The sequence below is a fragment of the Ktedonospora formicarum genome (genome assembly GCF_016587355.1).
GTDB classification, from domain to species: Bacteria; Chloroflexota; Ktedonobacteria; order Ktedonobacterales; family Ktedonobacteraceae; genus Ktedonobacter; species Ktedonobacter formicarum.
Genome location: NZ_BNJF01000001.1, coordinates 2,999,602 through 3,023,056, shown reverse-complemented (window position 1 = coordinate 3,023,056; position 23,455 = coordinate 2,999,602). Strand labels below are relative to the sequence as shown.

Sequence of the window (23,455 nt, the reverse complement as noted above, 5' to 3'; positions counted from 1 at the left end):
TCTAGATAATAAAGCGCCTTCCTAATAGAAGAGCTCAGAAACAGAACGACCATCGTGGATACGACTAATCGCGCCAGCAAAGAGGCCCGCAACCGAGAGCGTTGTCAGGTTAGGCAGGAGTTTGATGTCGGGAGCAGGAATAGAGTTGGTCACAACTAATTCCCGGATGGGAGCAGCATGCAGGCGCTCAATGGCAGGTCCGGAGAAGACTCCATGAGTTGCGCAACAGTAGACCTCACGCGCACCCTGCTCGCACACCAGGCGCACAGCCTGAGTAATCGAGCCAGCAGTATCAATCTCATCGTCGACGATGAGCGCGACACGCCCTGCAACATTACCGATGATCCCCATTGCTTCGGTAACCCCTTCATTGCCCAGGCGGCGCTTCTCTACAATAGCTAAAGGCGCGTTGAGGCGATCCGCGAGCTTCCGCGCGTTCTTGGCAAAGCCTTCATCGGTAGAGACCACTGTCAGATCTGGAAGTTGTTTACTAGCAAAGTAATCGGCCTGGATCGTCTGGGCAGTGAGTTCATCCACTGGAATATTGAAGAATCCCTGAATCTGTCCAGCATGCATATCCATAGTGACGACACGATGTGCTCCAGCAACTGTGATGCAATCGGCGATGAGGCGAGCGGTAATCGGTACGCGTGGCTGATCCTTCTTATCAGTACGACCATACGCATAATAAGGGATGACAGCGGTCACCTGCGAAGCCGAGGCTCGTTTCAGCGCATCAACCATAATTAATAATTCCATGATCGAGCGATTCACAGGTGAACTAAAGGGTTGCACTACAAATACATCATTCCCACGCACATTTTCATTGATTTTAACAAAAATATTTTCGTTACTAAATTGAAAAACGTCAGCCTTACCCAGTGATATACCCAGATGCTGGCATATCTCTATCGCAAGCTGACGATTCGCGTTTCCACTGAAAATGCTCAGTTCACTAGCGACTGGGTTCAAGTGGCACCTCCTGAGTTCCTCCGATTATATCATACGAGGAAGCGGGCCCGCAGAAGCATGTCCAGAGCGCTATAAAGCTTTTCCACAGTGAGTACGCTTTAATGTCGGCATTGACAATCCTGGCAAAATGAGACGCCACTACCCAATAAGCACGTGGCGCCGATCCAATCGAGTTAAACATGCCAGGAGAGAGGTTACGGCATCAGCGCCATACCTATAGGGGAGCTCCTACTCAGCGTTATCGTCAGGTCCGGTGACCAGGATATGTAGGAAGCGACGAATCGCCCAGAAGGTCAGGAAGTAAATCAGCATAGCAATCAGCGTAGACCACTCAAATGCCTGATCTCGGCGAACCGAGAATGGATGAATAAGTGTGCTGAAAGGATAGAGGACAATATCTGTCAGCGAATAGAGGAACCCGGCAAAGAGGTTATTCGGATCTGCACCGATTAGCCTGAGCAGAAAACGTATCGCCAGCGTGACCTCAAGAACCGCCATAAACCAGCGCAGGAAGTCATTTAGCTTACCTATAGCATATTTAACGGTTCGCGCCTCTTCCTGACGTGTCTCCGCGATTTCTATATCAGGATTGGGCTCATCAATGGGAGCGGACGGGGGAGATGCTTGCTTCATGGGGATGTCCTCCATGCGTCCAGTTCGTGTGGCTTGTACGCTAGTAGGCTCATCGGGATAAGGATTATTATTGCGCATCCGGCCATTCCTCCAACAACTATTTCCTCAAAGCGAAGAATCAAGCGCTTCAGCAATTGTTCGCCTGCATGAATTATATCATTTAGTGCCTGTGAAAAGCTATAGTTTCGCTAGCGAAACTATAGCTTTTCACAGGCACTAAATGACTTTGAGCGGAAGGCTTCGGGAGGCATCTCGCGCCCCCACAGAGAACCATTGCACCGAATTCTGGTCTTTTACTTTAACTTGTACTACACACACCATCGCTCTTGACAAGGAGCAAAACCCCATCATATTGCTTGAGAGTGCAGAACTGACGCGAGTTACGTACCTGATTGAGCATACGCACAGTGCTATCCTTATCCTCTTCAGGAACTATATGATTAAGGTCAACGACGATATAGTCGACTGTGCGCAGGTTCTTCTGCTGGTCAGTATAGGTAATCAACGGAAATACAGTCACATAGGAGCGCTCTGAGAGGTGTGGATTAAGCGTTCCACTGGCTGAGACTGACGCTGTAGACGGAATAACAGCTAAAAGCTGATTGATGCCCTGTTCACGCTCCCCCGGCAGGTGATCAGCCCGCAAGACATTGAACCAGGGAATCATAATCACAAAATTGAGCAGCACCATACATACAATCCAGAGCGAGACAATCCATTGTAAACGATCAAGCGAAATCGTGCGTGCCAAGTCTATCAAGCGCTCGTTAAGGCTACGCCAGCGACTCTCACGCACCCGCGAGACCACCAGCAAGCCAGGTCGCACAAAGGCCAGCGGTCGTCCCACGAAGGCAATGGTCATAAGAAGCTTAATACGTATGTTATCGAGACGCTGCGTTAATACATCCAGACGTGCCTGCTCACGTAACACATGCTCTTCATCAAGCAGCACAGACTCCACAGGCTCACTACGCCACTGTTGCCAGAATGCAACCAGGCGTGCCAGACCTATGATAGCCGACATAGCAACAAAAGGAATGAGAGGAGCATTATAGTGATAAATGCCGCTATAGAGCAGCGAGTTGTTATTAGGCAACAGGTTCAGAGCCAGGTTGGGCAGCGCTGGCAGCAACCATTCAGGCGCCAGCAGGCTTGGAAAACCATAGCAGCGTAGTAGCCCGGCTAGATAGTAGAGGCGCTCAAGGGTTAGATAAGTCAGGGGCAAAATCCAGGGATGCATCGCAATATTGACGATAGCATCGGTTGGTGTCGCTCCCAGGTAGGCATAGCGATACCAAAAGTTATTCCCCTGGTTACCAGGATAGAAATGCTTGATGGCGGTCCAGGCTACTATGCCATACAGCAGGCCACCTATTATTAATATCAGACCCAGGCGCGGTGCCTGATACTTCCAGAGCACCAGGAAGCCAAAAAGCATCACAACAAAAGGGATTTCCTCCTTGCATGTGGCAGCAAGCACACAACAGATCAAGCACCAAACGAAGCGTCGCCGAGTCAGGGCCAGAAAAGCATAGAGGAAGAGGGGTGTTACCAACGCGACGGGATGGAAGTCAAAGAGATTAACGCCTATCAGTGCTGAGGAGAGCAAATATCCCAATACCAACGCCCCAGCGACCAGGGGCCAGCGGGGAAGGTAGTGGCGAGACAGCAGAAAGATTGGGAGCGCGCCGCTAGCTAATACAAGGGTTTGAAAGATCAACAGAATACGAGGGTCAGCGCCAAAGGCATACAACAGCGAGAGGGGAAGCAAAATTGGCTCAAAGTGTTGCGCGAGACGAATTGGCGGCCCAAACCAATCGACGCCTTGATTGGTCCACTGAAAAGGGTGACCATGCAAAGTATTCCAAAGCACCTGATCCATATTTCCCAGATCAAACGCCGTCGAAGTAAAAGTATTATAGCGCAACACGGCCTCAAAGCCCGTGATCAGCGTATAAGCGAGCATTCCTGCTACTAGCAGGAACCAGGCCAGATACACCTGAACGCGTGGTGTCAGACGGAAACGTAAATAGAACAAGCGTATTCGTCCCATGCAATTAGCTATTCAAGGTAAAATGCGCGGGGAGCACAAAGAGACATCAGTCCACTGTATTCATATCTCTCCGCCACAGGCAGCCACCTTGCATACGAAGTTTGACAAGCTATTAAATGATAATGAGAGCTTTCCAGATACAGAAAACTACCATGATCATAAAACTCCAGACAATGAGATGCTCCGGCCAGGTACCCGTGCGGAAGCGCCAATCATTTTCCATGGGAATGCCAAAACGCTTCTTCAGCGGCCAGAAAAGGGGAATACCACCATAGGTCAAAGCGTCGCAGAAGAGATGCATCACACAACCAAACAAGATGCCAAAGAAGACAAGATGTGAGAAGCCCACAACATGCGCGGGAGCGGTATATCCCTGTAAACTCAGTAAATATATTACCACTTGCTCTAGCCCTATCGCCAATAAACATCCCACTGCTAACCCGAGAAGGCTATGAAACACAGTGCGATGTCCCGCGAGTCCCTGAATCGTCTTGCTAACCCAACCAAACTTCTGTCCAAGGGTGCTACGCGCGTTATCGATGTCAGGGAGAAGAGCACCAAAGCCAACCGCGCTATAATAGACGGCTTTGTTCACCAACAAGGCTAGCGTGACCGTTCCTCCAGTGGCAGTCAACGGGGCACCCGAAAGGTGGGCGAAATGATCGAAGACGACTCCTGCCGTCAAGCCAATCAATAGATGCGAACGACCTTCCATGCGTTATCTTTCACTCCTGAAGTGATCTCATACTCCTACTATTCTCGACCATTGTAGAAAGAACTTACAGCCGTTGTCAATAGCTGTTTTATTTCGAGAGTGATACAAAAAATTCCGCGGGAACCTCGATGGATAGCTTCGATATCCTTCCGCCCATTCCTTAACTTCACACTTCTACCGCAAGGCTTTCTCTTTTCATTTGTATAGCATCACGCTACAATATGCATAACACAGCCACCATCACATATAGAATAGGTGCTGGATTGATAAGAAACAAGCATTATATAGCTAAAGGAGGAAAGTGGGTTTGTTAACAAATGTATGGCGGAAAAGTACATTATCAGACAAGGAGTCTAAACAGGCAAACAATCGGCAGGCTAAAGAGCATCTGAGTGATTTCACGACAACACCGCGTATGCTTCTCATCGCGCTGATAGCACTATGCATTGGCGTTATCAGTACCTTTGTAGCCTTACTCTTATTGAAATTGATCGGGCTCTGCACCAATCTCTTCTTCTATTTGCGCTGGAATACAGAGATAGCCAATCCCGCAGGTAGCCCCTTTGGTCTCTTTATCATTTTCGTACCAATCATTGGTGGCCTTATCGTTGGCTTAATGGCTCGTTATGGTTCCTCAAAGATTCGCGGGCATGGTATCCCTGAGGCAATCGAATCCATTTTAATTAACGGCAGTAAAGTTGAGCCTAAAGTGGCTCTCCTCAAACCCATCTCAGCAGCAATATCTATCGGCTCTGGCGGCCCCTTTGGTGCAGAGGGACCAATTATTATGACTGGGGGCGCTATTGGTTCCTTTATTGCGCAATTCTTTCACTTTTCTAGTAGTGAGCGTAAAACCTTACTGGTAGCAGGTGCGGCAGCAGGCATGTCCGCAACCTTTTCAGCCCCTGTTGCGGCAGTTTTACTAGCAGTTGAATTGATGCTCTTCGAATGGAAGCCGCGTAGCCTGATCCCTGTGGCATTAGCAAGCTGCACGGCAGGCATTCTGCGGCACTATCTGATAGGAGCAGGGCCAATCTTTCCAGTACCAGCACACGCAGCGTTTCTTGACCCAATAGGTTTTGGCGGCTGTATTCTGCTTGGTCTATTAGCAGGATTGGCCTCAACGGTCATGACGCTACTCGTCTATGGCTTTGAGGACGCTTTTGGACGCTTACCTATCCATTGGATGTGGTGGCCTGCTATTGGTGGTCTGGGCATTGGTATTGGAGGCTTGATTTATCCGCGTGCGTTGGGAGTAGGTTATGACGTGATTGGTCAATTGTTGGCGGGCGACATTTCGCTGCAATTGATCCTTGGTGTCCTGTTGGTTAAGGTATTCATCTGGTCTTTTTCGCTGGGATCAGGCACTTCTGGTGGTGTTCTAGCTCCATTATTGATGATCGGCTGCGCATTAGGTGCAGCTTTGAGCCATGTATTCCCAAATGAAGGTGTTGGTTTCTGGGCACTTATCGGCATGGGGGCTATGCTGGCTGCTACTATGCGTGTGCCCTTCACTAGTATGGTCTTCGCACTTGAACTAACGCACGACTTCAACTCCTTCCTACCATTACTCTTGGGAACCTTGGCCGCATATAGTGTCAGTGTGCTGCTGATGAAGCGCTCCATATTGACGGAAAAGATCAGCAGGCGTGGTTACCACTTAAGCCGCGAATATGCTACCGACCCGCTCGAAATTCTCTTTGTACGCGAAGTGATGCGCACCAGTGTCGTCGCAATCCCAGCCAGTATAACACGCGATGAGCTACATCACTTGTTGCATGATGGGCAAGCCCCACGCGGTATTCAGCATCTCTACCCTATAGTAGGAGAACAAAACAATCTAGAAGGCGTAGCAACACGCCAAGATCTGCTTCACCTCGTTCGCGATGAACCCGATAAACGCCAATTAGCAGATTTCATCAAGGCCAGCCCGGTTGTCGCCTATGAGGATGAAAGCTTACGCAATGTCGTCTATCGCATGGCAGAGACAGGATACACTCGCCTGCCAGTCTTAAAAGAGGGCAGAGCAGATGAATTGGCAGGCATTGTCTCGCTTCAGGATTTACTAAAAGCCCGCTCTCGCAATCTGACCGAAGAACGTCAGCGCGAGCGTGTGCTCCATATGCGCCTGCTCTTCCCTAAACGAGCCAGGGAACTCACCAAAGATGAGGCAAGCTAAACACCAATAGACTCTTTCGCATACGCTATATATGAAAGGTATATATACTTATTCTAACTATAGCGAGTTCTGAGCGTTCCAAGCAGGACTGATATTCTCATCCTGCTTGGAACGCTTTTTTCGTGTCCCATCTACCTATGCCACACATTCTGGTAGTGCATAGTAATACAATGCAACGCCAGCACATTCTATGGTCCTACGAGAATCAAGAAATCTCCATTTGTAATAGCAGCAAAACACATTTTATAATGAAGCAACTAACGGAAAGGAAGATGCTTAATGAAGAAGCTACGCTATATCTTAGTGGATGTATTTACTAATCAGGCCTTTGGCGGTAACCCGCTCGCAGTTTTTCCTGACGGGCAGGACGTAACTGAAGCCGAGATGCAGGCTCTGGCGAAAGAACTCAATCTCTCGGAAACAACCTTTGTGCTGCCTGCTACACAAGAACAACACACCTACCAACTACGTATCTTCACGCCAGCCCGCGAATTGCCAATGGCGGGTCACCCTACACTGGGAACCACCTTTGTGCTGGCACGTGAGAGCATGATCTCATTGCAAGATGGCACTACCAGCATTACCTTGGAAGAGAAGGTGGGACCTATTCCAGTGACAATTCAGTCGCGCGATGGCATTATCGATATGATTGAGATGCAACAGCCACTGCCACGCTTCGGAGCGCACTTTGAGCGCCGCGAGGCAATCGCGGAGATGCTCTCGCTCACACCTGACGACCTGGACGCGCACTTGCCCATACAGGTTGTATCCTGTGGTGTTCCCTTTCTCTATGTACCCATCAAGAGTCTGGAAGCTGTTAAGGATGTACGTTTCAAGCGCGACGTGTACGAGCGCGAGCTCATGGACAACGAGGCGCAGGGCGTCTTTATCTTCGCGCGAGGTGGAGAGAGGAACGGAACAACAATACATAGTCGGATGTTCGCGCCCGAAATGGGGATAGTGGAAGATGCCGCGACAGGCGCAGCCAGTGGCCCGCTTGGTGCGTACCTCACGCGCTACAAAGTAGTTGAGGGTCAAGATGGGCTGGTCGAAATCGTCAGCGAGCAAGGCTTTGAGATGGGGCGTCCCAGCATCGTGCATATCCGTATCGAGCGCCAGGGGGAAGAGTTCTCACGCATATTAGTAGGTGGGCAATGCCACTATATGGCTGAGGGCGCCTTTACACTAGCTTAGAGTTCCAACAAAGAGAGGTCATTGACGCATTTTGACGCATCAATGACCTCTCTTTTCATTCTTCGTTGGGTGGCAGACCAATAAAAATACTCTCACCTTCGATCTTCACAGGATACGTATGGAGATCCTGGCGCGCGGGGCCGCGCAAGACCTTACCCGTTCGCACATCGAACTGCGCACCATGCCAGGGACAGGTTACCATGCAGCCCTCGAAATCCCCCTCATTCAGGGGACCACTGATGTGTGTGCAGTTGTCGGTAAAGGCAAAGATCTGATTATCGATCTTTGCCAGGCACACAGGCTCACCATCAACCTCTACGGGATGGAGCTCCCCCTCCCGCACATCAGATACCTCCGCCGCCTTGTAATACTCCATCATACCTTACACATCCTCTTCCTCGTCCTCATCGAGATTGGGATGCTCATAGCCTGCGATTGCCAGACCACGATGTAGTACACGCAACGAGAGGAAGGCACACTTGGTACGTGCGGGACTAATAGGAATACCCAGCTCCTCCAGCACATTCTCTTTGCCAAGCTGCACAACCTCTTCAATCGGCTTGCCCTCAATCATTTCGGAGAGCATCGATGCCGACGCCTGGCTAATAGCGCATCCACGCCCCTTGAAACGTACTTCCGCAACGTGCCCATTCTCGACGATCAGATCCATAGCAAGCTGATCGCCACAGAGTGGATTAGAATCTTCCGAATGTACATCGGGATTCTCCAGTGTGCCAAAGTTGCGTGGATTGCGATAATGATCCAGTATATATTCGCGATAATAATCCATTGCCATATGTATATAGTCTCCAAGCCCCAAAGGAAGCTCTACTGAGAATACTAGAAGCTGAAGATTTGCTGCGCCTTCTGCAAGCCCTGCACCAGAGCATCGACATCTTCTGTCGTCGTGTATACATAGAAGCTGGCTCGTGCGGTCGCGGCCACATCATAGCGCTCCATTAGGGGCTGCGCGCAATGATGGCCTGCGCGAATCGCGACACCAACCTCTTGATCCAGAATCGAGGCCAGATCATGAGGATGAATATCGCCCAAGGTAAAGGAGATGACACCTCCCCGCTGCTCAAGGGCTCTGGGTCCATAGATCGTCAGACCAGGAATCTCTTGCAGGCGTTCCAGAGCATAAGCCGTAATTTCATGCTCATGCTCGATTACCCACTCCATTCCCAGGTCGTTGAGATAATCAACAGCGGCTCCAAGACCAATCGCCTCGGCAATCGCGGGGGTACCAGCCTCAAATTTCCAGGGTAAATCATTCCAGGTTGAAGCCTGCAACTTGACGGTACGGATCATATCCCCACCACCCATAAAAGGTGGCATCGCTTCTAACAGTTCACGCTTCCCATAGAGCACACCAATACCTGTCGGACCAAGCATCTTATGGCCACTAAAGCAATAAAAATCAGCATCAAGCGCCTGCACATCGACCGGCAGATGTGGAACGCTCTGCGCGCCATCGACCAGCACTGTCGCGCCGACGGCATGCGCCCGGGCAATCATCTCCTGCACTGGATTAATAGTTCCCAGAACATTCGACATATGCGTAAAAGCAATCAGACGAGGATGGTATGTTAGCAACTCGTCGTAGATATCCTGACGCAGCAGGCCATCCTCAGTCACCGGCACAAACTCCAGGCGCGCCCCCGTACGCTGAGCAAGCAACTGCCAGGGAACCAGATTGCTATGATGCTCCATCTCGGTCAGCACGATCAGGTCGCCAGAGTGGATATTAGCGTTTCCCCAGCTATACGCAACCAGATTGATACTCTCGGTCGTATTGCGTGTAAAGATAACTTGCTTGCTATGGCGCGCGTGAATAAAGCGAGCAATCTTAACGCGAGCCCGCTCAACAGCCGCGGTAGCTTCTTCACTGATCTCATATACGCCACGATGCACATTGGCGTTATAAGACTGGTAATAGGTATTCATGGTCTCAATAACCGATTGAGGCTTCTGCGAACTGGCCGTGCTATCGAGATAGACCAGTGGCTTTCCATGTACCTGACGCGCGAGTATAGGAAAATCAGCGCGAATCTCGGCAGCGGAACGCGCACGGTGTGTTGTAACCATCTCTTCTCTTGGCTTCTCAGATGTTGCCATATTACTTCCTCGCATGGCAGAGAGTGCAACCGGATCCACTTCCTCTCCGAAAACCAGAACCCCTAACTTCTCTCTAGAGAGTCGGTTTATCGTCAAGAATGTATCAAGCCTGCTTGCATCTCGCCATTAGCCTCTATAGAGGATCAGGACACCCACCGGGTTGGGGGTGTCCTGATCCTCTATAGAAGATGGATATCTTCTAGTATTCGTCCAACTCGATCTCATCCGACTTGGGCCGTGTAGAGTCATCCAGGTAGATAGCCCCCTCATCGACTCCTTCAATCTCCCAGCGCTCCTGAGCATCAACCCAAGTATCGGCCTCAGTCTCATACTCACCACTCATGCGCGAGATGATGCTACGACGCAAGCGGATACGTAGATTCTCCAACGGGATGCGCTGTAAGACTGGTTCAAAGAAACCCTGCACAATAATGCGCTCGGCCTCTGGGCGCGCGATACCACGCACCATCAGGTAGAAGAGTTGTTCCTCGTCAATCTGCCCACTGGTAGCACCATGGCTAGCGCTGACATCATTCGCGCCAATTTCCAGGCCAGGAATGAACTCGCCACGCGCCTTCTTGCTCAGTAGCAGACCATGAGCCGCCAGGAAAGATGCTGTCTGCTGCGCCTTCGGGCGAATGCGAATCATGCCATCAAACTCAACACGTGATTCGTCAGTCAACACGCCCTTAATCATCGTCTCGGCATTGGTTGAGAGCCCAACATGATCCGAGAGGGAGTTAATGGCATAGCGCTGATCGTGGTCGGTGAAGAAGACGCCTACCAGTTCCGCCGCGCTGGCATTACCATGCAAACCAGCCCCGATGGTATTCAGATTCAGCTTCGCACCAAGGTCAGCCATTACAAAAGTAACGCTAGAGTCATTCTCATGGATGGCATTCTTGTTCGTGATATTCCAGGTATGCTGGTCCAGGTCTTGCAGATTGCTAAACTCAACAATTGCCTCGCGCTTGGCGAAGACCTCAGCCACGTCGCTGACCAGGCTGGGCCTCTCGCTCTCAACGCTTGAGGTAAACTCCTGCGCAAAGCGGACACTGCTCTGAGAAGACGCGATCACCAGCGAATGGGAGAAAATCGCAGCAGCCGAACTATCAATCCAGACTTGGGCTAGAATCGGAGCCTCAATTTCCACACCCTCGGGAACGTAGAGGAAAACACCACCAGTCCAGAAGGCTGCATGCAGTGCCGTATACTTGCTTGCATCGACAGGCACGCACTTCGTCATAAAGTACTCTTGCACAAGCTCAGGATACTCACGTACAGCGCTCTCCAGATCTGTCAGGATCACGCCTTTCGCTTTCAGGTCCTCATTAAGCTGTGTATAGACCACTGACGAGTTATGCTGAACAATCAGCCCCGAGCGCTCGTTGACCAGGGATTCCTGTAGAGACTGTTGAATAGCCTCGGGCAATGCCTTGTCCTGCGCAGGAACAAAGGGGCTCAGTTGTTGAAATTTGAAGCGAGAGAGAGCCTGGAGTGTACCCAGATCGCCACGACGGCCCAGGGGTGCAGGTGTCTTTTCGTATACTTCCCAGGCTTGCAAGCGCTTCTGTAGCATCCACTCAGGTTCCCCTTTTTGACGCGACAGTTCAACAAGCGCATCTTTTGTGAAACCTGTAGTTAGAGCATTAAGCATTCGTGGTCACTCCATTCTCAGACACGGTAGCCTTCAGCCACTCGTAGCCCTTCTCCTCAAGCTCAAGAGCCAGTTCCTTACCACCTGACTTAATGACACGTCCCTGATACATTACATGCACGTAATCAGGAGTGATGTAGTTAAGCATTCGCTGATAGTGCGTGATAAGCAGAACACCGAGGTTGGGCCCGCGTAGCGCGTTCACACTCTCGGAGACAATCTTGAGCGCGTCAATATCAAGACCAGAGTCGGTCTCATCCATCAGAGCGATTTCAGGCTCTAGCAAAGCCATCTGAAGAATCTCAGCGCGTTTCTTCTCGCCACCCGAGAAACCATCGTTAATTGAGCGGTTAATAAAGCTGTTATCAACCTTCAACAGCTTCATCTTTTCTTGCAGCAGGCGGCGGAACTCACCAGGAGGAACTGTTCTGCGTTTGCCCATTTTGCCTGTTGGATTCTCACCCTCTTCGAGAGGCTTGTTTCCCTCACGCACAGCCTCCAACGAGCGGCGCAGGAAGTTCGCTACGCTCACACCAGGGATAGACATGGGATACTGGAAAGCCAGGAAGAGGCGCATACGCGCGCGGCGGTCAGGCGAATACTCAAGAATGTTCTCGCCCTTAAACCAGATCTCACCATCCGTAACTTCATACTTGGGGTTGCCCATGATGACGTTCGCCAGCGTGCTCTTACCGGACCCGTTAGGTCCCATTAACGCGTGCACCTCACCCTGGTTTACAACGAGATCGACGCCACGCAGAATTGGCTTACCTTCAATATTCGCATGAAGGTTCTTTATAACGAGTTCAGATCCCATTATCGCTTAATACCTTCCTCAAACTATAGTCGAAAGAGCGCATCACTGTCCACATGATAATTTTCAAATGATCCGCTTTATCTCTTCGTAGGTTTACTATCTATACAGCCACAAAGTTTGGATACCGCTCCATGAAGCCATATCCCGGCTACTTTGATAACTATCGGCATAAATACTGGCAGAGCAAATGGCCGCGATGAGCCCTGAATAACAACGCGCTCCTTATTTGGAAACCCAGACACGTTATAAAATCCGCAATGCCAGAGTGACTGGCACATTAGTGCCAGGAACCATCTAAGAAATTCGCGCTAGCCGCCGCTTGTGTCTTAAAACATTATTCCGTTGTAAGCGCGGCAGCTGAGACATCTGCGTTAAGACCAACATGGATATCGGAGAGCGCGATAAATTGTCCCACCTGCTGAGAATTCTCTGTATGAGCAACTAACTCCTCCAGAGTAATCGAATCCAGCGTCTGGGCCACGGCATCCCGAACTTTCGCCCAGAGATACTTGGTCTTACACGAATCCATGAAACCGCACACCTGACTCATCTCACCTTCAGTCGCGCAGATCATAGGCGAGATCGGTCCCTCAAGTACGCGTACAACTTCTCCCATGGTAATCTCAGCAGGATTGCGACTGAGACGGTAACCGCCATGAGCACCTCTCGTACTGGCTACCAGCGGCGGGTCTGCATCACGCAAGAGTTTGACGAGTTGCTCTAAATACGCCAGCGGCAAGTTCTCAGCCTGCGAAATGTCGGTTAGTGAACGGGGGCGGCCACCATAATGACGAGCCAGATCGACCATAATGCGTACACCATACTCGCCTTTTGTAGATACCCGCAACATTGTGGTCTCTCCCTTTCTCTATGCTCTTACCCTCTGCTTCAGCACTACACGAAATTAATCCGACCTAATCACTAGGAAATATTCTAGCACCTGGGCCAGCATACGTCAACAGGGGGAGATACACCTGGTAGGACATTCCAACATTCAGGAAATCCCCCTTGTTAAAGGCACATTAGTGCCTGTATATTGAAAGACAAGGGATATATGGATGGGAAGTAGTCTCTTTACTTCCCATCCATATATCCCTTACCCGCAGGTCTGCAGAGCGGATAATGACAGGCAAGTTAGAAAATTTCGCATCCAATATTTAGCGAGATTCAACGGCAATCTCTAGCCGTTTATTAATCTTCCCTTTGCTCTTATAATTGACCACGCGGATGCGCTCAACCTCACGCGTATTAGCGACATGAGTGCCACCATCAGCCTGGATATCCAACCCCTCTATCTCAAAGATACGTACTGTCGTCATTGCGGCAGGCAGCAGACTGACCTTGGTACGAATCAGATCAGGATTCTGATCGGCCTCGGCACGGGAAAGAAAATAGACTCGCGTGGAACGCGCCTCGGCAATCTCAGCATTGATTCGTGCTTCGATTTCCTGGACGAGTTCCGCACGTAGGTTTTCAAACTCAAAATCCATACGCCCACGCAACGGCTCCATATTTCCGCCTGTGACCTTCGCACCATAATCACGCCATACAACACCACAGAGAATATGCATAGCCGTATGTGTGCGCATCAATGCATAACGTCGTTCCCAATCCAGCACACCATGCACCACACTTCCAACAACTGGCGCATCCCCTTCAAGCAAATGCCAGATGTAGCGTTCATCCTTTGATACCTTCGTCACCAACCAGGACCGGGCGCCCAAAGTAATTGTGCCCATATCGCATGGTTGACCGCCACCTCCAGGATAAAAGGCGGTTGTATCCAACGCGACCGCGTTACCGTCTATAGCCACCACTGTGGCATCAAACTCCTTGATATAAGCATCGGTATGATAGAGTGCCTGCGTCTCCATGATCTACTCCTTGCTAATATGAGGATGCCAGTCTACTTAAAACGATGTAGCCTGGATATTCTTCAACACACATCTAACTCTACTTGATGCATCTTATTATAGCCGAAGATAATCAGAGCGAGGTGATAGGCCAGGCTATTAAGCGCGAGGTTTGCGACCAACTACAATCTGACGTGTCCCTTTGCCAAAGGGCTTCCAATCATAGCCTCCATAGATAGCCTCGATACTAAAGCCACTCGCCAGGAAGAGAAGCTGTAACTCACGTGGGAAGAAGGCATGCATATCCAGACGAGACAGGTAGCGCTCATTCTCGCCTGTCTCGAAAAACTTCTCATGAGTCCAGGTAATATGCTGCAACTGCTCAATAGCATCGTATTTACGCGTAGTATAGAGTAGCATAGTAAAATCCCCTCGGGAGATTCAATCTCATCCTCCAGGTAAACTGTAGAAGGGCGATTCAGGGCATTGCTTAAATAATCAATATCCGGCAAGAAGACATCAACAACAAAGCGTCCACCAGGAGCCAGGTGATCCATAGTGGCTTTGAACGCTTCAAATTGCTGTTCAATTTCATAGAGATGACATATGGAATTAAAAGGGAGGAAAATCAGATCATATGTACCCTTTGTGGGTAGATCGTAGGAGCACATATCGCCTTCAAACAATGTCACCCGTTGCCGCTTCTCATCTGGGAGTGCTGAGAGCTTGCGCTCGTACACCTTCAACATCCCAGGCTCTAGATCCAGACCATCTAGCTGAAAGGCACCTGATACATTGAGTAATTCCAGGCCGATGCGCCCGCTACCGCATGCCAGTTCCAGTACACGCTGGGGGATATAGCGCACCATTAATTCCTGCCAGAAAGGCACATCCTGCTCTGACTGACCCTGATATTCCAGATCGTAATCGTCGACTCGTTCGTAATATTCGCCCATCTCGTAAGGCATACGTTTAGAAACCTCGTTTGCTAAGATCTTCTGCGAAAACTCACGTGCTGCCGCGCCCCTGCATGGACGTCACGGTTAGCGCTCAGTTTTTCGAGGAGAAAACTATTTGATACGCACCATTGCTTACTAACTTACAACCCACACTCACTACATCTAAACAAGCCTATATATAAATGAGTTCATAGGCCCAGTAGAGCTTAACATAAAGTCAGCAATAGAAACAAGAATGCGAGCAAAATTCCTCTCCCGACAGAGACTTTGCAGCCATAAAGCTTGATATATGTTGTATTATTACAACGATACATATAATTTACACAACAGCACTGTCGGAGAAAGCGAGGCAGCAGCACATGGAGAAAGAGCCAACCATTTACAATCGCATCCCTACCCTCCGAGCTGAACGTGATATCTCACGCATGGAGCTAGCACAAGCATTAGGCATCAATTACCAAACCATAGGATATATCGAACGCGGAGATTATAACCCCGGCCTTGAATTAGCCTTCCGCATCAGCGAGTACTTCGGTCTGCCCATTGAAGCCGTCTTCTCACGCGCCCCTTTCAAGCCACTCTCAGAAGAGCGTTATGGTCAGAGAATGTGAGCGCCTCATAAGGACATTTTGGAAGTCTGAACATGAACCGTGAACTCAAAAGGAATATGCGGCTCTAATGAAATAGAGAGAGGCTGATCCCCACACCAAGTGATGCGAGTGGTCAGCCTCTCTCCTTAATACGTTATCTCACTAATACGTTATCTCACTGTGAGGATGATTGCCTAATCAAACCTGTATTTGAGGGAGGCGTTTGTTCAGGAGGAGTAGGCGTTAGTGGTGGAGGCGCATACTTCTCAATCATTTTTAGAGCCGGTGTAAAATCCTTTACTGGGGCGCCCCGCTTCATTAGAATGAAACCATCCTCCAAATCGACCAGGCCATAGTTACCGCCTTGCAAGGTTGACTGCACCGTCGCGGCATAGGCATCATATCCCTTGAAAGGATAGCGATACCCAGTCGCGTCAAGCAGAATGTAATCAGCATGCCCAATGGCATATGGGAAGAGATATACATTCTTGCGCTGGCTGAGATGAGGTATCAGCGAGGTTTGAGTGGAGACCGAAGCATCAGCAGGAATCTGATCCAGGAAGCGCGACGCCAATTTATTGTGGGATGTGACCGAAGGCCAAATAAAGCCATTTGTATAGAACATCGCGCTATAGGTATCGTACTTCCTGGTACTGATCGAAACGCAAGCGACAATGTAGCAAAGAAGCAAGGTAAGTGCGCCGACACGAAGCAGCAACGAAAGAGAGAGGGAGGGTTTGGATGTAGCCAGCGGCTGAGATTTCGTTGCGAGTTCTGGCTGAACCTCATCGCGCTCAATCTTCAAGCGGCGAAGAGCCCAGCGAAGCACCCACATAAGCACCACTACCCCCTCAATGGCGGAGAAAACCAGAATAGGCACAATCTCAGCGCTATACTGGAAATGGCCGCTATACATATTCGGCGTATTACTGAACAGATTAAGCGCTAGTGTCGGTGCCGCTATCACTAGTATCCAGGGTGCGAGAAGAGGTAGTCCTCCCGAAGGCGTGAGCAGTCGCCGAATATAGGCAAAATGCGAAGGTTCAAAGATATGATCCTTGATGATACTCCTTGGATGGAGAAGAACATTCAGTGCCATATCCACTGGTCCGTTACCCAGATACGAGTAACGCGAAGCTAGCATTGATTTGCCAACCGGGCTTGCGTAGTGAACAATGAGAAGCCCAACGCCCATCCAGGCCAGGGCCACCACTATCAGACCCAGGCCAACCCGCCAACGCCCCTGAAATACGAGAGTCCAGAGACCAACCATGGCAATAATTCCAGCCAGTTCCTCTTTACATGCCAGACTTAAGATAGCAAACACAAAGAGCCAGACTGTCCTGCGCGTATAGGTAAAATAAAGCACGAAGAGCAGCAGGGCTGCTGTCAACGTCACAGGATGGAAGTCAAAATTGACAGCATACTGTTGCGCAGGATACAACAAGAAAAGAAAGGCAAATGGAATGCCGGCCCAGGAATTCCGCAAGCGCAGACGAGCCAGCAAGAAGGCTGGGAAAGCACCACTTGCGACGACGAGCACCTGGAAAATCAACAGAGCTTTGGGGTCAGGCCAGATCAAATAGAGCAGCGAGATGGGGAAGAGAATAGGCTCGTAATGGATTGCGAAACGATTGACACCATCTAAGCCATAGCAGTTAGTATCTGTCAACGAATTACAGATTGTTTGGTGAAACATTGACCCATGAAGGAAGCTCCAGATAGCCTGGTCCATGATCCCCATGTCTTCACCATTGGTCTTAAATGCATCTTGCTTGGTTGTCAACAGGATACAAAAATAGACGCAATATGCCAGAACAAGCAGAGAGACTACCCCCAGCGCAATCCAGAAAGAGCGATTTCGTGGAAGGGGTTGGGGCTTGGTATAAACCCCTTTCTGCCAGGTCAACTTTGTCAGTTTTACAAGTTTATTCATAGGTACACATCAATACTGCAACTGTGACACTGCTACAATTTTCAGGGCCTTGCGTTGGTTTGATCAGGAGCTTCATACATTGCAGCGCATAGATACATCATTGTAACCACACATACACCATCGAAAAAGGCTTCTGCCATTGTTTGATTGAGAGGGAAACATTACATGCGGGTCCTCTGGCAGCTCTAGCAAACATAACTAGATCAATTTATGTACTCGCCCCAGCGAAGCCATTTGCAGCAAGTCATATTCTTTTGCTACGAATTCATCAATATTTTTCACTATAACAAAGGGCTTTTAAAAAAGCAAGCAATACACTAATTGGAGTACATATGCGTAGCGAGACACCTCTTGCGCCAGGGTATGCCAGATTTGTATCCTTCCCAGCCCTCACTGGAGTCCATAAAACCTCTCTCTACTACTACACAGACGCCAAGTCGTGACTAATGTTAGAGAAATCCATGCAGGTGATGGTGTGATATATCTTCAGCTAGTATCCCAACGACGATAATACCACAATATATTTCTTCTTACAACTTAAGAATTAAATCCTGCATTCATAACTACATAAACGCAATACATTAATGAGTTTAGAAGCACATCTATTCAGCAACCTTCTCTTCAAAAAGCACTTTTTGCGGATGGATACGAACCACAACTTCTCCTGGAGCGCTGTTGCGCTGACCATAATCCCTGGCATGCTCCTGACCCATATATCGCCCACCAATCCTGGTTGCCCAGATAAGCAATTCTTTGGAATCTTCACTAAACGAGACATTGCCCTCAATCTCAACATATGCATATGGAGGGTGCTCGTCATCTACACACATAGCAACGAGACCATCGCGACGGAGGTTTTTGGCCTTAAGCGAATCTTTCCCTGTGGTAAAAACGATCTCATCACCATCCAGGTTAAACCAGACAGGAACTACGTGGGGCCTGTGATCAGAGCGGACAGTAGCAATTTTGCCTGTGCGCGTGCCATCCAGCAAGAATGAGCGGACCTGAGGTGTAATATTCTTTGTTTTCATAGCGCTTGTAACCTTTCCCTATACAATCGAATAACAAACAAGATTTACTCATCCCTTATCTTTACTATACTCCACTATTCTGTTGGATAACCTATCCCTCTATCTAGAAAAACCTGCTACAATTATGGATAAAATGCGCAGACTTCCAGAAGACAAACTATTTAGACGAAAGAAACAAAGGAAATATCGCTCTTATGCCATATACCTCTATCCGCGAGACCGCTGAAGAACTCCGCTCAGGCATAATCACGCCAACCGAACTCGTAACCGAGATATTTGAACACATAGACCAGCAAGAACATGAGACGCAAGCCTTTATCACCCTTATGCGCGAAGAGGCCTTGCATGCAGCCGAGCAGGCGGAAAGGGAGATGAGAACAGGGCTCTATCGAGGGACTCTACATGGAATTCCTCTTGCTATTAAAGATCTCATAGCGGTCAAAGGTATTCCCACGACAGCAGGATCGAAGGTTCTGGCTAACCATACGTCTGAAATAGATGCTACAGTAGTTGAACAGTTGCGCCGAAGTGGAGCTATCATGGTGGGCAAATCCTGGACCTATGAATTTGCCTACGGTCCCTACTCCCCCCTACACGCAATCCCTGGAAACGTGAGCATACGACAGGGGGGTCCAGTGGCGGCTCGGCAGCAGCCGTTGCAACAGGGATGAGTCTGGGAGCAATTGGGACTGATACAGGTGGCTCTATTCGAGTGCCCTCGGCCTGCTGTGGCATCACAGGTTTGAAGCCAACCTATGGGCGCGTGAGTTGCTATGGCGTTGTTCCACTTAGCTGGTCACTAGATCATGTTGGTCCGATGGGACGAAGCGCCGAGGACTGTGCCATCATATTTGATGCTATCGCCAAATATGATCCACGCGATCCCAACAGTGTTTCCGGCCCCTCGATAACACCTGGAGGTTCTACCAACACAAGCGCTTTAATCGCTGGGCCAGAAGGACGTAGCCCCCTCTCACTCCAAGGTCTCAAGCTGGGAGTTCCCCAGGAATCATATGTGACACCTCTCCATCCGGAAGTACGTGCGGCATGGAAGGCCGCGCTACGAGTTTTTGAGGAAGAAGGGGCCAAGCTCATCGATGTTGAATTGCAGCGACCAACCATGGCACTCTATCGCACCGTTCAGAAACCTGAGGCTTCGCTCACGCATAATCAGCAGGGGTGGTATCCCGAGAAAAAGGATCTCTATACTGATCTGGTACGTACGCGCATAGAAGAAGGCTCACAAATTCACGCCATCGACTATTTACGAGCCCAACAAGAGCGCCGAGCTCTTGCCGGGAGTTTTCGCTCGCTCTTACGAGAGATTGATGCCTTGGTGTTACCAACCATCCCTATTCCAGCACCACGGGCCGATCAAGCTGGAAAGGATATCGAAATTGATGGCATTGGTGAAAATGCGACTGATGCCTTGCTTCGCCTGACGATGCCTTTTAATCTCACGGGGCTGCCCGCCGTTTCGTTCCCATGTGGCTTCAGTTCTGAAGGTCTTCCCATCGGTTTACAGGTCGCGGGTAAACCCTTTGAAGAGGCAACCATATTGCGCATCGCTCACGCCTATCAACAGCTTACGGACTGGCACCGGAGAGACCTGCCTTAAAGCACGTCTTCATGGTGAGAAACAAAACGCATATAGAGCCTGTTGTACTCTTCAAGGAGATTATTGCGATATTCAAATAAGAGCAAGACATCGCGTGAGTTAAGGAGGTACTTGCTTTCCATATTCAGGTCGATCAATTTTCATTGAGTGAAATTTATGGTCCGGAGTTTTATAATGCATATAAAGACCTGGGAGCAGGCAAGCTAGCTTGAAGAGATATATACATACGCTTTGTGCTAAAGGCTGAAAAAGAAAGAGAACTGTAGTACGCTTTGGTTTGTAAGCAAAAACAACCAAGGAGCGTACCTATGATGCTTGACAAAGCAACAGTTCTCACCACCCTTTTTACCATAGTTGACGATACAATGAAAGGGTCAACCGTGATCCAAGAAGCCTTACAGCGGCCTGGAAGAGCGCCACATCTCTCCGATAGCGAGTTGGTGACCATCGCGCTCTATCAGGAACTCATTGGCGAACCACGAGAGGACCACTTCTTCCGACTGTATCAAGCAACGCTGCGAGTCTTCTTTCCTGGACTCAACGAACGTAGCCGCTACAATCGTCGCAAGCGTGCGCTCTGGTCAGTGATTCTCGCCATCCGTTCAAGCTTGCAACTGGTGCAAGAGGGCCTCTTGTTGGAAGAGACGGCTGCCATTGACTCAGCTCCTGTTCCCTGCGTGAGCTACAAACGCAGCAAACGAGCAAGCGATTTTGTTGGTCATGCCGATTATGGGATTTGTAGCAGCAAAGCCATGAAGTACTTTGGCTTCAAATTGCATACCGTCGTGAGCCTCACTGGTCTCATTCTCGGCTTTGTGCTCACCAAAGCCAGCCTCTACGATAATCAGCCAGTCGTCGATGTGCTGGACTCGTTTCCTCATCACCTCCAGCGATTGTTGGGAGATGGAGCCTACAATGATGCCGCTCTTGAGAGGTATCTTGAACAGCATCGTTCCCTTGTTTTGTTGTCTCCTGCAAAAAACAACCAGACGGCAAAACGGGCAGAGGCTGACCAAAAGCAGCTCAACCGGTTACGCTTGATCTGTGAAACCGTCAATGCTCAGTTACAAGAACAAATGCATCTCTCCAGACACTCTGCCAAAAGCCTCTGGGGGCTGATCACCCGGATTGCAACGAAGGTCACTGCACAGAGTGCTGCGATGATGGTCAACGTCCTTTTAGGGAGGCCTGCCCTCCAATTAGCTGATCTGGCTGTCTAAACCATTAGCACAAAGCGTACATGTATCCCTAAAGGCAAACATCCAAGCATATGTTTTACCCAGGCAAAGACACGCAGCCTGAGAGTTATGGGAACATGGACGCATTTGTTTTTCACTGGCACTAGAACAGGAATTTCGATGGAAGCAACAAACAGCATAAACAACCCCGAAGATCTGGCAGATGATAAACAACTTCTACGTTCTATCGTAAATAACGACTATGTTATTCCCAAAGCTATTGACAGCTTTGAATTTGCGCAGGCTTTACTCAAGCAACTGGGTTCGTCTGATGAAGAGTTGCGCGATGAATTTAGTTATATGATTCTGGCGCGTGGAATTCTCGAGCAGAATAAACTCACTGGAGAGCAGCTTGAGCAACTCCTTGGTCAGGTACTTAGCGATAAACATCTCTTCTATCACATAGGAGAAGCAGGCAATGATACAGTCTTTATGCGTAGCTTCTCCAACCTGATTATCGCGGCTATACTTTATACCGATGCCTCAAAGCCAACGCTTTCCAAGCAACACATTCAACAGGTCAAGCAAGCCCTGACACGTTACGCACAAGAAGAAAAAGACTGGCGCGGCTATATCGAGGGTAAAGGTTGGTCACATAGTATGGCCCACCTTGCTGACGCGCTCGATATCTATGCTCAGCATCCGCATACAACTGGAGAGAATCGTAAAGACGTACTTGTCCTTCTCAGTCAGTTGATTAAAAATTCAGCTCCCCTCTTCTCGGAAGAGGATGTGCGTCTAGCAACGGTCGCCTATCACATCATTCTGGGCAAACAGGTAGATACAGAATTCATAAAAAACTGGCTACAAGCATGTTCAGTACAGCGTGGAGCAGATATTCGCTCCTGGCGCAGAGCGACAAATGTTAAGAACTTCCTTCGTAGCCTCTACTTCCTGCTTTTGTGGGATAGCATTGCCGTCCCTCTCATGGATGCTATCGCAACCATCCTCAAACAACAAGATGCGCCTTTTGCAGACATTGAAGATAATTTCTAGCACAAAATAGTAAAGCCTGCCTTGTTCCATTAAAGTTACAGGCAGGCTTTAACATTTCCATTTTAACGGGAGGCATCGCCTATGTGGGAGATTTTTTAGCATGCTAATAACAGGTCTATCTTATCTAAGAACTCATCCAACTCAAAAGGTTTACTAATGGCAACAAGATTCCGCTGGCGAATCTCCTGTGCTGGCGGCAAAAAGGCGCTCATCAGAATCGTAGGAATGTTAGCATATGCCTGCTCGGCAGAGAGACGATCATGCAATTCCAGCCCATTCATAGACGGCAGGCAATAATCAGTAATCAACAAACACGGCCTGGTATTATGAACAGCTTCCAAAGCCTGCCAGGCGTCACTGACAAGAATAGGGTAATACTGAGTCTCTTGCTTTAGTGTTTCCACCAGAATAGTCCCTATCTGATCATCATCTTCCACAATAAGGATAGTTTTATCCCTGGACATCTGGGGATATGTTGCCATCAGCTCTTCGGTCACAGGTTCCTGATACCAAAACGTATTTTCAATAGAACTGGCGATAAACTGCATACATACCCTCCTTACTTCATCAATACACCCAAACCAAGCTCATGCATCTTGTAGAACACTTAGAACACGACAAAAAGCCGCTTTTAGTTTCGCCCCAAACGAAAATGCCCCGGAATTATTCCTTCTGAAAAGCGAGATAAAGGCCATTTGAAAATATCCAGCAATTCTTGCTTGACAAGAGAAGCGGATCCCTGTATAATTTCTTGCAGTAAGCCGACGTAGCTCAGTGGTAGAGCAGCTGTTTTGTAAACAGCTGGCCGGGGTTCGAGTCCCTTCGTCGGCTTTTGTCATGCCCTCTTCCCCTCACTCCACATGAAAAGCCGCTTCAAGCACTTTCCCACCACAGAC

Annotated in this window: 20 protein-coding genes, 1 tRNA gene and 2 pseudogenes; 7 read left to right on the top strand and 16 right to left on the bottom strand. The window is 49.2% G+C overall.

What is annotated here, in order from left to right:
* Positions 1–21: 21 nt before the first annotated feature.
* The 4 genes from K3T82_RS12950 to K3T82_RS12935 form a co-directional block, all read right to left on the bottom strand.
* On the bottom strand, positions 22–972 hold the full coding sequence (locus K3T82_RS12950) for a ribose-phosphate diphosphokinase (protein ID WP_220193859.1): 951 nt from the start codon (positions 970–972) through the stop codon (positions 22–24).
* A 228-nt stretch (positions 973–1,200) separates the two neighbouring features.
* Positions 1,201–1,683, bottom strand: a complete 483-nt coding sequence (locus K3T82_RS12945) for a YggT family protein (RefSeq protein ID WP_220193858.1) — start codon at positions 1,681–1,683, stop codon at positions 1,201–1,203.
* Positions 1,684–1,903: 220 nt separating this feature from the next.
* Positions 1,904–3,643, bottom strand: coding sequence for a DUF2079 domain-containing protein (locus K3T82_RS12940; RefSeq protein WP_220193857.1), 1,740 nt, complete (start codon positions 3,641–3,643; stop codon positions 1,904–1,906).
* 127 nt (positions 3,644–3,770) lie between these two features.
* Positions 3,771–4,373, bottom strand: coding sequence for a metal-dependent hydrolase (locus K3T82_RS12935; protein WP_220193856.1), 603 nt, complete (start codon positions 4,371–4,373; stop codon positions 3,771–3,773).
* A 307-nt stretch (positions 4,374–4,680) separates the two neighbouring features.
* On the opposite strand from K3T82_RS12935, the gene K3T82_RS12930 reads away from it, so the two are divergent.
* Positions 4,681–6,552: a chloride channel protein gene (locus tag K3T82_RS12930; protein WP_236031135.1), complete on the top strand. Its 1,872-nt coding sequence runs from the start codon at positions 4,681–4,683 to the stop codon at positions 6,550–6,552.
* A gap of 279 nt (positions 6,553–6,831) precedes the next feature.
* Positions 6,832–7,746 (top strand): PhzF family phenazine biosynthesis protein, encoded by a 915-nt coding sequence (locus K3T82_RS12925; RefSeq protein WP_220193855.1) that lies wholly within the window; start codon positions 6,832–6,834, stop codon positions 7,744–7,746.
* Between the two features lie 55 nt (positions 7,747–7,801).
* Here K3T82_RS12925 and K3T82_RS12920 read toward each other — a convergent pair whose 3' ends face one another.
* From K3T82_RS12920 to K3T82_RS49890, 9 genes and pseudogenes are all read right to left on the bottom strand, one after another.
* Positions 7,802–8,125: a Rieske (2Fe-2S) protein gene (locus tag K3T82_RS12920; RefSeq protein WP_220193854.1), complete on the bottom strand. Its 324-nt coding sequence runs from the start codon at positions 8,123–8,125 to the stop codon at positions 7,802–7,804.
* A 3-nt stretch (positions 8,126–8,128) separates the two neighbouring features.
* The gene (sufU, locus tag K3T82_RS12915; RefSeq protein WP_220193853.1) at positions 8,129–8,542 is read right to left on the bottom strand and encodes a Fe-S cluster assembly sulfur transfer protein SufU; all 414 of its coding nucleotides are present in this window, start codon (positions 8,540–8,542) and stop codon (positions 8,129–8,131) included.
* Positions 8,543–8,586: 44 nt separating this feature from the next.
* The gene (locus K3T82_RS12910) at positions 8,587–9,864 is read right to left on the bottom strand and encodes a cysteine desulfurase (RefSeq protein WP_420799266.1); all 1,278 of its coding nucleotides are present in this window, start codon (positions 9,862–9,864) and stop codon (positions 8,587–8,589) included.
* 199 nt (positions 9,865–10,063) lie between these two features.
* Positions 10,064–11,521 carry a Fe-S cluster assembly protein SufD gene (sufD, locus tag K3T82_RS12905; RefSeq protein WP_220193852.1) on the bottom strand — a complete coding sequence of 486 codons (1,458 nt, stop codon included), beginning with the start codon at positions 11,519–11,521 and terminating at the stop codon, positions 10,064–10,066.
* Positions 11,514–12,338 (bottom strand): Fe-S cluster assembly ATPase SufC, encoded by an 825-nt coding sequence (gene sufC / locus K3T82_RS12900; RefSeq protein ID WP_220193851.1) that lies wholly within the window; start codon positions 12,336–12,338, stop codon positions 11,514–11,516. The genes sufD and sufC overlap by 8 nt, the downstream gene beginning before the upstream one ends.
* 334 nt (positions 12,339–12,672) lie before the next feature.
* Positions 12,673–13,188, bottom strand: a complete 516-nt coding sequence (locus K3T82_RS12895) for an RrF2 family transcriptional regulator (RefSeq protein WP_420799265.1) — start codon at positions 13,186–13,188, stop codon at positions 12,673–12,675.
* A 307-nt stretch (positions 13,189–13,495) separates the two neighbouring features.
* The gene (locus K3T82_RS12890) at positions 13,496–14,212 is read right to left on the bottom strand and encodes an alanyl-tRNA editing protein (RefSeq protein ID WP_220193850.1); all 717 of its coding nucleotides are present in this window, start codon (positions 14,210–14,212) and stop codon (positions 13,496–13,498) included.
* Between the two features lie 138 nt (positions 14,213–14,350).
* A complete protein-coding gene (locus K3T82_RS47685) occupies positions 14,351–14,611 on the bottom strand; it encodes a hypothetical protein (protein ID WP_236031133.1) in 261 nt (86 codons plus the stop codon).
* Positions 14,612–14,724: 113 nt separating this feature from the next.
* A pseudogene (locus K3T82_RS49890) lies at positions 14,725–15,060 on the bottom strand (class I SAM-dependent methyltransferase); the annotation flags it as partial.
* Positions 15,061–15,509: 449 nt separating this feature from the next.
* On the opposite strand from K3T82_RS49890, the gene K3T82_RS12880 reads away from it, so the two are divergent.
* Positions 15,510–15,761 carry a helix-turn-helix transcriptional regulator gene (locus K3T82_RS12880; RefSeq protein WP_236031131.1) on the top strand — a complete coding sequence of 84 codons (252 nt, stop codon included), beginning with the start codon at positions 15,510–15,512 and terminating at the stop codon, positions 15,759–15,761.
* 154 nt (positions 15,762–15,915) lie between these two features.
* Here K3T82_RS12880 and K3T82_RS12875 read toward each other — a convergent pair whose 3' ends face one another.
* Complete coding sequence (locus K3T82_RS12875; RefSeq protein ID WP_220193848.1) at positions 15,916–17,676, bottom strand: DUF2079 domain-containing protein; 1,761 nt, start codon at positions 17,674–17,676, stop codon at positions 15,916–15,918.
* Positions 17,677–18,278: 602 nt separating this feature from the next.
* Complete coding sequence (locus K3T82_RS12870; protein WP_220193847.1) at positions 18,279–18,707, bottom strand: PPOX class F420-dependent oxidoreductase; 429 nt, start codon at positions 18,705–18,707, stop codon at positions 18,279–18,281.
* Positions 18,708–18,901: 194 nt separating this feature from the next.
* Here K3T82_RS12870 and K3T82_RS12860 point away from each other — a divergent pair.
* The 3 genes and pseudogenes from K3T82_RS12860 to K3T82_RS12850 all read left to right on the top strand — a co-directional run bounded on the left by K3T82_RS12860 (position 18,902) and on the right by K3T82_RS12850 (position 22,559).
* Positions 18,902–20,325: pseudogene (locus K3T82_RS12860) on the top strand (amidase).
* A gap of 308 nt (positions 20,326–20,633) precedes the next feature.
* Positions 20,634–21,545 (top strand): IS982 family transposase, encoded by a 912-nt coding sequence (locus K3T82_RS12855; protein WP_220193845.1) that lies wholly within the window; start codon positions 20,634–20,636, stop codon positions 21,543–21,545.
* 138 nt (positions 21,546–21,683) lie between these two features.
* A complete protein-coding gene (locus K3T82_RS12850; protein ID WP_220193844.1) occupies positions 21,684–22,559 on the top strand; it encodes a DUF2785 domain-containing protein in 876 nt (291 codons plus the stop codon).
* Positions 22,560–22,654: 95 nt separating this feature from the next.
* Here the strand turns inward: K3T82_RS12850 and K3T82_RS12845 are convergent, their stop codons facing one another.
* Positions 22,655–23,107: a response regulator gene (locus K3T82_RS12845; RefSeq protein ID WP_220193843.1), complete on the bottom strand. Its 453-nt coding sequence runs from the start codon at positions 23,105–23,107 to the stop codon at positions 22,655–22,657.
* A gap of 212 nt (positions 23,108–23,319) precedes the next feature.
* On the opposite strand from K3T82_RS12845, the gene K3T82_RS12840 reads away from it, so the two are divergent.
* Positions 23,320–23,390 (top strand) — tRNA-Thr (locus K3T82_RS12840).
* Positions 23,391–23,455 lie beyond the last annotated feature (65 nt).